This is a genomic window from Clostridium sp. TW13 (genome assembly GCF_024345225.1).
Lineage (GTDB): Bacteria > Bacillota > Clostridia > Clostridiales > Clostridiaceae > Inconstantimicrobium > Inconstantimicrobium mannanitabidum.
Window position 1 is genome coordinate 1,529,710 of sequence record NZ_BROD01000001.1, and the last position, 14,570, is coordinate 1,544,279.

General features: G+C 27.0%; 16 protein-coding genes and 1 pseudogene. 15 read left to right on the forward strand and 2 right to left on the reverse strand.

What is annotated here, in order from left to right:
• Positions 1-259 precede the first annotated feature (259 nt).
• Positions 260-436, reverse strand: coding sequence for a hypothetical protein (locus OCU47_RS07430; protein WP_261827963.1), 177 nt, complete (start codon positions 434-436; stop codon positions 260-262).
• A gap of 612 nt (positions 437-1,048) precedes the next feature.
• Between OCU47_RS07430 and OCU47_RS07435 the strand changes: the two are divergent.
• The 12 genes and pseudogenes from OCU47_RS07435 to OCU47_RS07490 form a co-directional block, all read left to right on the forward strand.
• Positions 1,049-1,596: pseudogene (locus OCU47_RS07435) on the forward strand (hypothetical protein); the annotation flags it as partial.
• Between the two features lie 151 nt (positions 1,597-1,747).
• Positions 1,748-1,918: an aspartyl-phosphate phosphatase Spo0E family protein gene (locus tag OCU47_RS07440; protein WP_261827964.1), complete on the forward strand. Its 171-nt coding sequence runs from the start codon at positions 1,748-1,750 to the stop codon at positions 1,916-1,918.
• A gap of 410 nt (positions 1,919-2,328) precedes the next feature.
• Positions 2,329-3,420 (forward strand): tyrosine-type recombinase/integrase, encoded by a 1,092-nt coding sequence (locus OCU47_RS07445; RefSeq protein ID WP_261827965.1) that lies wholly within the window; start codon positions 2,329-2,331, stop codon positions 3,418-3,420.
• Entirely contained in the window at positions 3,410-4,858 is a 1,449-nt protein-coding gene (locus OCU47_RS07450) for a tyrosine-type recombinase/integrase (RefSeq protein ID WP_261827966.1), read from the forward strand. Before OCU47_RS07445 ends, OCU47_RS07450 begins: the two co-directional genes overlap by 11 nt.
• Positions 4,845-6,374: a tyrosine-type recombinase/integrase gene (locus tag OCU47_RS07455; RefSeq protein ID WP_261827967.1), complete on the forward strand. Its 1,530-nt coding sequence runs from the start codon at positions 4,845-4,847 to the stop codon at positions 6,372-6,374. Before OCU47_RS07450 ends, OCU47_RS07455 begins: the two co-directional genes overlap by 14 nt.
• On the forward strand, positions 6,355-6,795 hold the full coding sequence (locus OCU47_RS07460; RefSeq protein ID WP_261827968.1) for a DUF6262 family protein: 441 nt from the start codon (positions 6,355-6,357) through the stop codon (positions 6,793-6,795). Before OCU47_RS07455 ends, OCU47_RS07460 begins: the two co-directional genes overlap by 20 nt.
• A gap of 68 nt (positions 6,796-6,863) precedes the next feature.
• Positions 6,864-7,715, forward strand: a complete 852-nt coding sequence (locus OCU47_RS07465) for a TIGR04255 family protein (protein ID WP_261827969.1) — start codon at positions 6,864-6,866, stop codon at positions 7,713-7,715.
• Positions 7,708-7,914, forward strand: coding sequence for a hypothetical protein (locus OCU47_RS07470; protein ID WP_261827970.1), 207 nt, complete (start codon positions 7,708-7,710; stop codon positions 7,912-7,914). Before OCU47_RS07465 ends, OCU47_RS07470 begins: the two co-directional genes overlap by 8 nt.
• Positions 7,902-8,888 carry a ComEC/Rec2 family competence protein gene (locus OCU47_RS07475; protein ID WP_261827971.1) on the forward strand — a complete coding sequence of 329 codons (987 nt, stop codon included), beginning with the start codon at positions 7,902-7,904 and terminating at the stop codon, positions 8,886-8,888. Before OCU47_RS07470 ends, OCU47_RS07475 begins: the two co-directional genes overlap by 13 nt.
• Before the next feature lie 352 nt (positions 8,889-9,240).
• Positions 9,241-9,729, forward strand: coding sequence for a P-loop nucleotide/nucleoside kinase family protein (locus OCU47_RS07480; protein ID WP_261827972.1), 489 nt, complete (start codon positions 9,241-9,243; stop codon positions 9,727-9,729).
• Between the two features lie 98 nt (positions 9,730-9,827).
• Positions 9,828-10,019 carry a Thoeris anti-defense Tad2 family protein gene (locus OCU47_RS07485; RefSeq protein WP_261827973.1) on the forward strand — a complete coding sequence of 64 codons (192 nt, stop codon included), beginning with the start codon at positions 9,828-9,830 and terminating at the stop codon, positions 10,017-10,019.
• Between the two features lie 396 nt (positions 10,020-10,415).
• The gene (locus OCU47_RS07490; protein ID WP_261827974.1) at positions 10,416-11,060 is read left to right on the forward strand and encodes a hypothetical protein; all 645 of its coding nucleotides are present in this window, start codon (positions 10,416-10,418) and stop codon (positions 11,058-11,060) included.
• Between the two features lie 84 nt (positions 11,061-11,144).
• Here the strand turns inward: OCU47_RS07490 and OCU47_RS07495 are convergent, their stop codons facing one another.
• Entirely contained in the window at positions 11,145-11,648 is a 504-nt protein-coding gene (locus OCU47_RS07495; protein WP_261827975.1) for a putative ABC transporter permease, read from the reverse strand.
• Positions 11,649-12,063: 415 nt separating this feature from the next.
• On the opposite strand from OCU47_RS07495, the gene OCU47_RS07500 reads away from it, so the two are divergent.
• The 3 genes from OCU47_RS07500 (at position 12,064) to OCU47_RS07510 (ending at position 14,496) form a co-directional block, all read left to right on the forward strand.
• Positions 12,064-12,237: a hypothetical protein gene (locus OCU47_RS07500; RefSeq protein ID WP_261827976.1), complete on the forward strand. Its 174-nt coding sequence runs from the start codon at positions 12,064-12,066 to the stop codon at positions 12,235-12,237.
• A 150-nt stretch (positions 12,238-12,387) separates the two neighbouring features.
• Positions 12,388-13,359: a phosphotransferase enzyme family protein gene (locus OCU47_RS07505; protein WP_261827977.1), complete on the forward strand. Its 972-nt coding sequence runs from the start codon at positions 12,388-12,390 to the stop codon at positions 13,357-13,359.
• A 51-nt stretch (positions 13,360-13,410) separates the two neighbouring features.
• Positions 13,411-14,496 carry a VanZ family protein gene (locus OCU47_RS07510; RefSeq protein WP_261827978.1) on the forward strand — a complete coding sequence of 362 codons (1,086 nt, stop codon included), beginning with the start codon at positions 13,411-13,413 and terminating at the stop codon, positions 14,494-14,496.
• Positions 14,497-14,570: the final 74 nt, after the last annotated feature.

Below are 14,570 nucleotides of genomic sequence, written 5' to 3' on the forward strand. Positions count from 1 at the left end.
TAGAAAGACATAAGTCTAGAATGAAATATTTAGGAAGCTTAAATGAGTATTCAAAAGTTGCAAAAGATAATCTAGTTAATGAAATCATATGAAGATTGTTCATCCATCTCGAACTTAACTTATTTATATTCTTGTAAACATTTATTTTCAATATAAATAAATGCGTCTTCAGCATTTTGAAATAAAATAAAATGAGGATAACTACTATCTAAATTTTTAGAATAGGTTAAATGAATGATAACATATCTTTCACCACTAATTACATACATAACATCGTCATTAGAATCACATTTAATAGTAGAGTACATAATCTCCCCATATCTTTTATTTCACGCCTTGCTTCTTCTATAAAATATTTATTTGTATAAGGTATACAAGACCAATTAAAGTCTTCGCTATATTTTCTCGCTAATTCATCAAATAAATTTTCAAACATTATAAACCAACCTCTTTAAAATATCTTAATTAACTAAATAGTGGTTTTACTTCGTAAAAATTTACTATTGCTCATTAGATTACAATTTTAAATATCACTTATTATAACATAAATTTCAAAATGTCACATCTATTATGCATATAGCAAGGCTCTCTTTTTATTAGACATATATTCTAAACATTGATTTATAACAGAACCTAATCAATACAATAATTCTTGTCTAAGTTATATTTGTATATAATTTACTCTAAGATATGATTTGGTGGATTTTTATATCCATTCTCATAATTAGCAATAGTAGTTAGAGCTTTATTTAATGGTTGTTAAAATTGAATTTGAGAAAGCCCAACATTGATTCTTAACCACTTTATTTTTTCCCTAGAGTATGAACAAGGAGCGTGTCTGAATCCAGTGAATTAAGGTTAAAAGAGTTGATGATAAAGTTAATTCGATAAGATATTTACTTTTGCTGGTTCAGAGTATTTTAATAGAATGAAAACCTTAGGACTATATACAATTGATATAGTGGAGATTAAGAAGTGTTTAACATTTATAGAATTAGAAATAAGGTGAGATGTTTATTAATATATGATGAATTTTTTAAAGGTTAGCATTTCTGGTTTTTTTTATTATTATGCAAAATACAATTATTACTGTAATTTTAGATGGTTTGCTTGTGCCGCAACTATCATAGCAAAAAAACAGGCCAAAATAGGAAATTATTTAAAAAGACAGATTTACTTTTAGGTCTTGGCAATGTAGGAAGAATAATGAGGAACAATGGAGGATACACAGTTTCTGAAGAATTAATTGCTCTAGGCTGAGTAGATTTAATAAACATTACTGAAAATGTTCTAGGCATACAAATATAAATTTTCCAGGACATGAGCATGTAAGTTTATATGGTGTAAATATAATTGAAGGCGAAGTTGAACGATATATTAAAAGTTTAGTCATAGAAGTATACTTACTTTCAAGGATTACAGATATAGAAAAAGAGAACAACAAAATAAAGGGTATTTATTTATCAACTGGAAAGTTTGCCAAAGCTTGAAACAAAGGGGTGCCAACAATATTCATTAGAAGAATTTGCAGAGAATATAATTTCGCTAGATACAGCACATGCAAAGTTAATGACTACCTACTATCCACTAGAAAAATAAATTAATGCATACTTTAATTTCAATTTAATGAAGCAGGATATATAATCGAGAAGATAAATATATTTTTACAATTATATCAATATAATGCTAATTAGTAACATAAGTTTCCTTTCCTCTTGTTATCATAAATAATGAAAGGAGGGGTATTATGGAAGAAATTAGCAGCATATGTAAAGAAATTTGCAATATGAGACAAGCGCTACAGGATTTAATTAATGAGAAGACAAATTTATTAGATCCTAATATTATTAATGCAAGTCAAAAACTTGATGAAGCTTTGAATGAGTATAATAATTTACTTAACAAAGTAGACAAGTAGAACAAAAACGGGAGAGATTTAATAGTCTCTCCTTATATTTATTGCAACGAAGAGTAATTATAAATGCGAAGTGTTCAGTACTTTTATAAAATATAAAAGCATGCAATAATATGTATAAGCCTTGGCGTTAGATAATTGCCTTAATAAAAATTATTTATATTGGGTGGGATGAATTATGTTATCTTTAGTGAGTATAGTATAGATAGTAAATTAGAAGATAATTATATAGAATAGTAGAAATATACAATGATAAGAGAGTATAGATAGAAAGTGTATAAGAGTAAGCAAGTACCATACTAAAACATATTATTAATAAGTTTGTATTACTATTGAATAATTATGTTAATATAAATTATAATAGTAATATAAACTTATTAGACATATAAAATAAGTATGGAGGAACAGAAGCAGTGGAATTACACATGATAAGATATGAAAATAAAGACATTGTTGTACTACTTGATAATGATATGAAATTAGTTAAGCCTGTATATGACTACCTGAAATACCTTAGACAAAAAGATAGAGCATTTAATACAGTAAAGGCTAATTGTAATGATTTAAAGTTATATTGGGAGTTCTTGAATAAGGAACATTACCAATATGACGAAGTAACGCCTAATATTATAGGTGAGTTTATAGAATATCTTAGAGAGCCTAACGCCACTAACAACGTAGTTAGTGTTTATGCTGAAAGTAAGCGTACAGGTAAGACAATAAATAGAATACTTAGTACAATTTATAATTTCTATAAGTATTGTGGAATGATTAAAGAAATAAACAATCCTATCATAATGGAAGATGTAAATAGACCATTTGATATGTTTAAAAGTTTACTATATCATGCCCGAAACAATAATAAGACTAAGCAATCTATATTCAAAGTTAAAGAAAGTAAAACTACTTTTAAGTTAGTATCAGATAATGATGCTGAAATATTCTTAAATAACTTACCCACTTGGAGAGATAAGTTAATATTTAAGATAATGTATCTTACAGGGGCGAGGATTGGTGAAGTTTTAGAACTTCAAATTGAGGATATACCTTATCCAAACACCTCAAAAGAAATTGGTATATTAGAAAATATAAAGTCTAAGGGTAAAAGAAGGCATTTATATATTCCAATGATTTTATTAGAGGAAATAGATAATTTCATAATGGAAGAAAGAAATAATATTGATACAGAGCATGGTTATATCTTTGTGTCTCAACAAAAGCAGAATTTAGGTAAACCACTAACTTATAGAGCGATCTATGAAGTCTTTGATGTAGTTAAGAAGAAAACTGGAATACAACTAAAATTTCACGATTTAAGGCATACTTGTGCAACTGCTCTAGTTCAAAGTGGTATGGATATTAGTGTTGTTAAGATAATTTTAGGGCATGAACATATCACAACAACTCAACAATATACTCATATTTCAAATCAATATCTTGAAGATAATTTAAGTAGATATTGGAGTAAGAGTTCTTTAATTGGAGGTGGAGTAAGTGGCGAGTAAAATGCCTAACGGTGATAAATGGGAACTAATAGATAATGATAGCAACTCACAACATTGTGGCGAAAAGTTCAAGTTTGATTTTTCATATATCAAAAGTGATAGCATCAAAAATGTTGTTAAAGCTTATATTTGGAGAAATTATAGAGAAAGAAATAAAGTTTTATATTGGTTGTATAGAGAAGTTATTACAAACTTCAATAGAGTTAATCAGTTTTTTGAATTAAACAATATAACAAATTTAAATAAGCTAACCAATAAAGAAATAAGCAACTTGATGTCATATTTAAATACCTTAGTAAGTCCTAAAAATAATAAAAAATATTCGACTTCAATGAAAAGAAATTGTTTAAAAACGGTTAAGAATATCATTCGTTGGGGGCAACTATATATGCCTGATGAAGTTCCTAAAATGGAGATATTTACAGGTAATGAATATGCAGGAATTAATAGAGAACTTAAAATACATTTTATTCCTGATGAAGTTTTAGAACAAATAAATAAAGCATTAGTAAACGAAGAAAACTTTTATATCAAATATGGAATAATCATTTTACAATCAACAGGAATGAGAATTGGCGATATGCTTAAATTAACTATTGATAGTGTTAAGCCACATTTAATTAGTGGTTACACCTTAACTTGGTATGACCATAAAAACCGCAAGGAACGTCAACCAATTCCTATTCCTAATGAATGTGCTATCGCAGTCGAAAAGTTGATAGAGCATACAAAAGAATTAAGAGAACAGGCTGATGATAATATTAAAAATTATTTATTTATTCATAGAGTATCGACTGGTAAAAATGTTGGAGAAATAATGAGGGTAAAATCAGAAAGCGGAATAATTCATAAGTGGTTTAATGCTTTTATTAAGAACAATGATATTCGAGATACCAATGGTGAATATTATAATCTTACATCACACCAATTTAGAAGAACACTTGCCACTGATATGTTATCCAAAGGAACTGATTTAAAGGCTATACAAGAAGTCTTAGGACATTCTTCTGCTACAGCTACGAAACGACATTACGCTGATATTAAAGATAAAGAAAGAGCCGAAGTATTTAAGAATATAGGTATTATTGGAAATATCAACAAAGTTGATGAAACGGTTATAACAGATAAGAAAGATTTAATTTGGTTCAAAGAAAATAAGGATAAGGGAGCAAGGATGGAAGATGGTTATTGCACTAAGCCTTGCAATGATGGAAAGATTTGCGACAGATTATTAAAAAGACAGAAGTGTTATACTTGTGGTAGATATATAACTACTCCAGAGTATTTACAGGCTCATAAGAACTATTTAGCAGAGTTAGAAAAGCAATTAGAGGGAAATATTTATGGCGACCATTATGCCGAGCATTTTCTACCTACTATTGAAATTCTAAAAGAGATTGTAAAGAGATTGGAGGAAATACAAGATGGCAATAACTAAGTTGAATTTACAACCAATAACTACAGAAAGTGATTATAGCAATATAAAAATTGGAGATTCTAAATTTACTGATGATATATGGGACTTATCGCTTTTCATAACTGCTAAAACAACTAAGGAAAGTCAAAAGAAAATCAACTTTGACTTTATAAAAAATAAAGATATGAAACATACAGTTAAGCTTTATACTTATTATAGATTAGGAAAAGTTAAACCAAGAACAGTAAGAGACAATATAAATGGACAATTACCTTTATTCATTCAATATTGCAAATTAAATGGCATAGATAGCTTTAATGAAATATTCAAAGAGATATTCCTTGATTATGCTCTATGGCTTAAAGAAGATAAAAAGGTTGCTCAACGTACAGGATATTTGTGTTGTATCGTAGTTGAAGAAATTATTAAAATAGGTCAAATAAAGGGTTGGAATGTACCTAAAATCAATATCTTTGTAGATTTTACATCTTTAGATTTATGGGATATTAAAAAGGATTTAAAAGAAAATAAAACTAAACCTATCCCAGAAGATGTATTTGATAAAATACTTCAATGTGCATTAAAAGAAAAGAATATATTAACTAAAGCAGGAATAATAATTCAAAGTCAAACAGGACTTAGAATTAATGAGGTATTATCTATTCGACAAGGTTGTGTTCATACAACGAATAATGGATATGATTATATTGAAGTTACTCTTAGTAAAACTGAAAAAGGTGAACCTATAATTCATAAAGTATTCATTAACGAATTAGTTAAAAATGTAGTTACAGAACTTGAAGAATATACTAAAGAGTTAAGGTCAGAAAGTGGATTAAAGGAATTATTTATAATTAGAAATAATGGAATAAGAGTTTTAAATGGTGACAAATGGGGAGAAAATAGACTTCCAAATTTCATTAAAAGGTGGGATATAAGAGATAGCAAAGGTAACTTATATCCATTGAAATCTCACCAATTTAGAGCAACTTTTGTTAGAGAACTTATCAAACAAAAAGTACCTATAGCATATATTATGAAACAGTTTGCTCATGTATCTATTGAAATGACTTCACATTACCTTACTTTGCAAGAAGAAGAAGTTAAAGAAATATATTCAGATATGATACTTGGTAAAGACTCTAAAATTGCTGGGCTTAGAGCAAAAGAAATAAAGACTAAACTTGATGAACAGTTTAGAGGTAAAACCGAGCAAGAGATTGATATTATAATTTCTAATTTATCAAAATCTATGAGTTTTAATCCGTTACCGACAGGTGTATGTTTATATGATTTTAGAAGGGGCAACTGTTCTGATGGTGATGGATGTTTTTTCTATAATTGTCCTAACTACGTTACCGAAGTTAAATTCTATCCTATTTTAAAGCAAGAATTAGACCTTATGGAAAAAGAAATGGCAAGATATAAAGAGTTAGGTCAACAACGTTCTTGGGAAAGACAATATGTTAAATATAAGTATTTAAAACCATTAGTAGATAGTTTGGAGGATCAAATAAATGAAGAAGAGAAATGTTAATACAGACGGCTTAAAGCAATTTGCTGAAAAGAAAAACCAAGAAACTATCGAAAAGGTTAATAAAGCAATAGATAAGTTAAAGCGTTCCAAGACTAAGACAATTAACTTTAAAACAGTAGCCGAGGAAGCAGGCGTATCTAAGGCTACTCTATACAACAATGATATTCTTAAAGAACGTATATTAAGCCTAAGAGCCATTGAAAAAGGTGTTCCTAATGATAGTATAGTTGCTACACCTAAAGATAAGATAAAGGCGAAAGACGATAAGATAAAACAACTTTATGATGAAATAAAGAAACTTAAAAAAGATAAAGAAAAACTAATTATCCAATTAGTTGATATGGAAGAACTTAAAGATGAAAATAGAAGATTAAAACAACAGTTAGAAATTCTTCGTGGAAAACTATATGAAAAAGTATAAAATTTATCATAAATATATAATATAGTATGATATAATGTAGTATATATTTAGAGAGGGGGAATTTAATTTTGGAGAAGGAAATTAAGAGAAAAGATTTAACTTCAAATTTACTTAGTAAAGTAATATTAAGATTAGATTTTTTAAGAATAGTAAATATACAAGAATTAGTATCTGATTTACAAAATAAATTAAATAACTTAGGCTTTTATCTTACAAATGAAAATATTACTAATGAAGTCGAATTTCAAATAAATGACCCAGATGTATCATCTTCAGATAATCTTATTGTAAAGAAAACAGTTAAACGAGAGCAAATGTTTGTTTTTCAAAGTTCTAAAGATAATACACAGTTATTAATTGGTGAAAGTTGTATTATATTTAATATAGATTGTGAAAAAAAATATTGTCTTGAGTATTATATTTTGATTTTTTGTGACGCGATTTTATTAGCACAAGACAAATTTAAATTTATTAAATTTACTAGACTTGGGATAAGGAAAATAAATAATGTTATATGCAAAGAAAGCAAATTATATTATTTGTTTGGGAAGTGTTTCTTTTCTAATAGTAATGATTGCTTAAACAATGCAAAAATGATTAATTATGTTAGAAGGCAATCAGTAGATAATTTTATATATAATAATCATTCATTTAATGTTTCTAAATTTATTCAAGAAGGTTTTTTAGAAAATGACATAAATAAAAAAGCGTATAATGTAATTTTAGATATAGATGGATACATAAAAGAAGAAGATATTCCTAAAAAATTTGAAGATACAAAAGAACTAGACGACATTATAACTAATATAAATGATGATTTATTTCACATATTTAGATGTAATATTACAAAAGAATTTACTAATGATTTAGTTAAGGGTGTATGTGATAATGTAGAATGGGGGATGAAAAAGAATGATTAATTTTAAGGAGACTTATGAAAACCATTATTCAAGTTTACTAAATAATAAAAAAAATAATGGTATAGAAATTAATTTTAAAAAAGATAATAAATTTATTGAGTTTTCTAGCAAATATAATTCGAGAACATATACTGAAGGTGTTGTTTGTTATCAAGATAGACAAAATGTAAAATTAGAAGAATCAGAATGGGAATTATAAAAAATCACTTAAGCAAAGTAAAAGATTTATTCTTAGAAATATATTTAATAGGCTACAATAGTGCAGGTGAAAGTATTTTATTTTTAATAAGAAGTGAAAATCCCGAAAAACAAATTATTTTTTCGGGAGTCATAGATTGTTATGAGGAGAATAAAATCAATAAAACTATAGAACTACTTGATAAATTTAATATTGAAAAAATAGATTTTTTATGTTGGACACACCCAGATGATGACCATTCTATAGGGATAGATAAAATATTTGATAAATACTCAGATAAAAATACAAGAATTATAATTCCTCAATCATTATTAGAGTTAAGTGATAAATTGGATGATAAAACAAGAAGTATATGTGAAAATATAGGGGGAAAAGTAAAAAAGAAAAGAGATACTCAAATGTATGATGTTGTTGAGGCTCAAGCAAATATGAAATTACTTAATCTTTCAATAGGAAGCGAGGATAGATTAAAACCTTATAAGTTTTGTATAACAAGTATTTCTCCATTTTATGATTTGGTACTTTCTCAATATGATAATAAAGAATTGAAAAACAATCATTTTTCTATAGGATTACTTATGGAATGTGAAGGAATAAATTTATTGTTCACAAGTGATATTGAAAAAAGAACTATAAAAAGATTTTATGATAATATTTCATTACCAGAAGAAATTCATTATATTAAAATTCCACATCATGGTTCTAAGAAATCAAGACCTTTCTTAGATTATTTAGAATTTTCTGGTATAAATAACACCTTAATAAGTTGTAGTACTGTATATAGTAATTGTAAATTACCTGATATTAATCTTTTGCAGGATTATAAAAGCAAATCACAAAAGCTTTTTTGTACAAATTGTGAAGTTAAAACAAAAAATTCTGGGAAAGATGGGTATGGAATTTTAGGTGTAAGAATAAATATTATAAATAAAAAAATAGGATATAAATGTTTTAGTGATGCTACTGAATTATAGAATAGGACAAGCTTTATTTTCTAATTTATTTTGACTATATTATGCATGTGATAATCATATATAACAAAATAAAGAACATAATAAAAAGACCTTCAAATAACTGAAGGTCTTTTACTTATGTCCAAAATTATATATAATTAAAAATAATGTCTATAGATACGGTATACATTGTTTATATGTAATCAGTGTATAAATAGCCATGATAAGGGGCTTACAGTACCTTATACACTAGATATTAGATGTATGTCACAAATTATTAACATATTATACACAAAAAATAGTATAAAAAGAAAGAGGTGAATTTTAGTGGGCATTTGGTACTTGTTATACACTTACTCACTAAAGATAAATTATGGCAAAAGTAATTTTATTATGTGGTAAGATTTGCAGTGGGAAAAGCTACTATACGAAATTGTTAAAACAGAATAATAATGCTGTTATTTTGTCATGTGACGAAATATTATTTGATTTGTCTCTAAATGATGTTGGAGATAGGCACGATGTATTAGTAGAGAAGGTAAAGCAGTATTTTTATAAAAAAACAGAGGAAATTATTGAAGTTGGAGTCAATGTTGTTTTGGATTTTGGATTTTGGAGCAAACAAGAGCGGAATAATATATCAAAATACTATTTAGAAAGAAATATTGATTATGAATGGCACTATATAGATATTTCAGATGAAGATTGGAAGAAAAATATTGAAGAAAGAAATCAGAAGGTTTGTAAAAGCGAAGCTAATGCATATTATGTTGATGAAGGACTTCTAGTAAAATTAAATTCTTTATTTGAAAAACCTTCAACACAAGAAATGGATGTTTGGTTTATAAATGAAAGAGTATAAACATTAGAATCTACAAATTTGAAATTTGGTTATGAAGATATGAGTTTTGATATTAATAGACACTTACTTAAGTGATAAACAGAGAGGATGGTAGTATCTTGAGATTTGATGAGATATTTAAAATATTAATGGATAGTAGAAAAACTATTTCAAGAAAGGCATGGTTACCTTGCTCGGAATTATCATACGATGTTACTAATAAGCAGATAGTATTTTTTGATGGTCATAGTTTTCAAAGATGGTGTCCTTCACATGATGATATAGTTGCTATGGATTGGGAAGTAGTGTGATATAAGTTTAATTAAAAATTAGCATGGAGGGGTAAAATTATAGGGCCAGCAATTTTAAAAGGGAATCTTATAAATGATGCATATGTATATGAGATATTAATTAGAGCAACTAAAGAAGAGAATTTGCTTAGAGGATTAGAAATAGCTTCAAGTTTTTTGCTATATAGAAATAATAAAATTAAAAAACTAAGATTACCGTTAATATTCAATATTCTTAACTAGGATATTATTTATAGTAAAACTTTTTAGTGCAATCTCACTCCTCTTGTAGTTATACAATATTAATTGAGTCAAGCTTATTTGCACACATAATGTGTAAAAAATTTGCAATTATTACTTTATATGATGTATAATTAAGCGTGAAAACAAGAAAATGTATTAAAAGGGGAAATTTTAATGTTAAAAAAGAGATTAGTAACTGAAAGAAAAAGACATATAGCAGTATCATTAATTTTGATGTTAACTTTATGTATAGGATTAGTAGGATGCGGAAAAGAATATAGAGATGGTGAAAAAGATTCTAAACCAATGACAAGCTCACAGATGGTCGATGAGTATAATAATAAATACTCAAAAGTTAGAGATTTTATAAAAGATAATCTTGAGAAGCAAAAAACTACAGAAGGTAAGCCAGGTAAAGTAGATGAAATAAATTTTAGTGATCCAACCGTAAAAGGGAACAAGAAACCGAACAGTTTGTATTATCAAAATATAATGCCAGTAGATAATTATAATTGTTCTTATTGTCTTGAGGCAAAGAGCTTATATGGTAAAGACCAAGATGCTGAGAAGATAAAATCTTCATTAGAAATGATGATAGACAAAAGTAAGTTTGATCCTAAAAAGTTTAAGGTATCAGGAACTTTATTTGAAAAATATTTAAGGCTTGTGTCTACAGAAAAAATAGATTTAAAAGAGCTAGATGAAAAAATCTCTCAGAACTTTGGGAAGGATAGTGCTATAGAAGGTAGATATGGTAACACAAAAGTCTCAATTGTATTAAATGATGATAAAGTAAGTTGTGAAGTTGAGATAAGGTAGAGTTTGCTAATAATTTTGTATAAATTTTAGAAGATTAGATTTTATTTAAGAGGTTGGATAGTTCAATAGGCTATCCAACCTTACTTATTTTAACTTTATTAATTTTTTATACACTTCTAATAAATTATATGATTCTCCTTCTTTGTATAAATAATAAGTAAGCATATCATCAAACCATATTATAATAGGGGTAATCATAAGGTACCAAAGTAAGCAGTTTTTTAATTCAATCTGTCCCATGAAATTGAATGAATCTTTTGAATAATCCCATATGTTTAATCCCAAAATTAGATTTAATAGTATCCCTGAAAACAATTCAGCTAAAGTTATTGTGGTACCGCCGATAAGAATTTGTTGCCATATTTTCTTATCATAAAACCGTGGATGATCATTTAAGCTTCCTATCAATACCCCACATATTCCTCCAACAGCAAACATCCATAAACTTGTATAGCCCATAAGTGACAAAGGCTTTATACCTTTATATCCTACAAGTTGCTTTCCAACAATTCTTGCTATGATTTCAACATTCATATAAATGCTTCCAAAAACAAAAAAATGAATTATTTTATTCTTTGAATATTTCAACCTTACCACTCCTATTTTATACCTCGTATTGTCCTATTCTAGAGGACAGCATGTACCATTTCTATAGTGCTTAATGTATTAAGATAGTGAAGTAATTATTCTCCACTTCTAAATATATTAGTTACATTTTGTTTGATTGTATTGTTTATTGGATTATATTTGCAGTTCCAAAATGTCTGTTTTTCTATGTTTATTATTTATATATATATTAATCTCCTATAATAAACAATATTTTACAGTTGAGTAGTGAATTATAACCAATATATAATATATTCTAATTATACCATTAATATCTACGATTTTAGCACTTTTTTTACATTGAATTAAAACATAGATTTTTATTAATATGTTAATGCATAAAACTTAAATGTATTTAATAAATCTATTTTGAAATAAATTTTAAGATGGAGAGAATATGAGTCAAGAAGATGCACTAAATCAAATTAATCATACATTAGAGGAAATGGCTGAAAACATGAAACCAAAACCTAAAAAGAATAATAAGGCAGCTTTATTAGGATGGGTAGTAATCGGTATAATGACAATGTATCTTTTAGATATAACTTATAAGTTTTTTGTAAGTTTTTAAGAAATGACAATTTCAAAATAAGAAGGCATAGTTGTAGAATTATTTTCGAAGTAGTGTATAATATAGAAGTCTATGTTTTATAATTTAGTATATTACTATATAAATATTTCATTGATTTTAGAACAATTATCATGTTCCAAGGAGAGAAAAATGAATGCTATATTAAATGAAGCCTTAAATAACTATGAAGTTCAATGCCCTAAAGTTGAATTTATACGGCATAATGAAAATGAAACTTATAAAGTTAAAGATGAGTTGACAAACGCACAATATGTTGTCAGAATTCATAAACCAAGTGAAAAGTTTTCACTTGATGTTTTTGGTGATGAAAAGCATTCTGTAAGCTTATTAGAAAGTGAAATGAAGCTAATAAATTCTATAAGGGAAAATACAGATATATTAGTGCAACAGCCTATAAAAAACAAAGAAGGGTCGTTTGTGACAGTTTTAAATGATGGGACACCAGTAACACTTCTCTCATGGATAGAGGGAAGTACTGTGCAGGAATCGAAAATAAATGAAGAAGTTTTATTTACTATAGGTAAGATGGTAGGTAAATTTCACCGATTTTCAAAGAAATATTCTAAAGATAGTAATTTAGATAGATATTCTTATGATAAGAGTTTGTTGGTAAACACTATTTTAAAGATTAAAACAGGAGTAGAATTAAATATTCTATCTAGTGAACAACTTAAAGTTGTGGTAGATGCTGCTAATGAAATTGCTAATCGAATGAATGAGTTAGAATTAATAGAAAATTCAAAGGGGATAGTTCATTCTGATCTTGCAAAGTCAAACTTGATTTTACATGAAGGACAAGTGGCACCTATAGATTTTTGTTTGTGCGGAAATAGCTATTATTATATGGATTTAGGCTCATTATTTAGTCATTTTGATAATCTAGAACAGCGAAAATCCATACTTAGCGGATATAAAAGTATTATTGATGAAGAAATAGATACTAAATACATTGAAGCGTTTATGGTATTCCAAATTATTTTATTTATAGCAACGCATATAAACAATGGAGAAAATTTAGAGTGGTTTAGTGCGGCAATAGAAAGATGGAGTAAAGAATTCTTTATTCCATTAGCTAATAATATATCGTTTATAGAACTTTAATTTTGGACAAGGCATAACAATAAGTTTATTACTAACGAGGAGGTTGAAGATATGTCAGAATATATATTTCCAATAAAAATAGCCATAATTTGTTTTCCATTTATTGCTTTAATAATTACTCTGCCATTTTTGATTTATCAATATAGAAAACATGGATATATTAATATTTTTAGAGCTTTTTTGCTGTATTCATTTTTATTATATTTATTGGTGGCTTATTATCTTATAATATTACCATTACCAAAAACTCGTGATGTATTAAGTTTTCAGAAACCTAATACACAACATATACAACTTAAGCCATTTCGGTTTATAACTGAAATATTGAAGTATACGCAGGTTCATAAATCACACCCAAAAACGTATTTACATATTTTCAAAGAAAGAGCTTTTTTACAGGCTGCTTTTAATGCAATTTTACTTACTCCACTTGGGATATATTTATCTTATTATTTTAATAAGAGTTTTATAAAAACAGTTTTTATATGTTTTTGCACATCACTATTTTTTGAGTTGACTCAATTAAGTGGGCTATATGGATATTATAATGCTCCTTATAGATTATTTGATGTAGATGATTTATTTCTAAACACTTTAGGTGGAGCTATAGGATACATGATATCTCCTATATTTAAAAGCATACTTCCCAATGTACGTAAACTTGATGAAAAAGTTCAACTAGAGCTTTTGCCAGTTGGGTTTATAAGAAGGGGGATATCGTTAATGTTTGATTGGGGAATATTCATCGTTTTTTGGATAATCTCCAGAGAGTATCTTAAGCCATATATATTTGTATTTTTATATTTTATTTTGCTGACATATTTCACTAATGGTAGAACCTTTGGCAAATGGCTTCTTAGAGTAAGAGTAGCAGGAAAGGGAAAAAAATTAAAATTTAAAGAAGTATTAGTAAGATATACGCTTCTATACTATGTATTTTTTGGAATGAATTATTTAGCGTTTATTACATCATCTATTAGTAGTCGGATGTCTCATAGAACAATTTCATATTTTTTAATAATTTTAATTATATTAATAGATGCAGTAGCCTTTTTACATTTAATTGCTCGCTGTTTTTCAAGCAATAAGAGATTAATTTATGAGAAAATAAGTAGGACAACCCTAAAGATAACATAGTAGAAACTCCACCTTGGATAGTTTGGTTCTAAACCTATAATATCCGAGGTGGAGTTTTTATTGTATAACATATA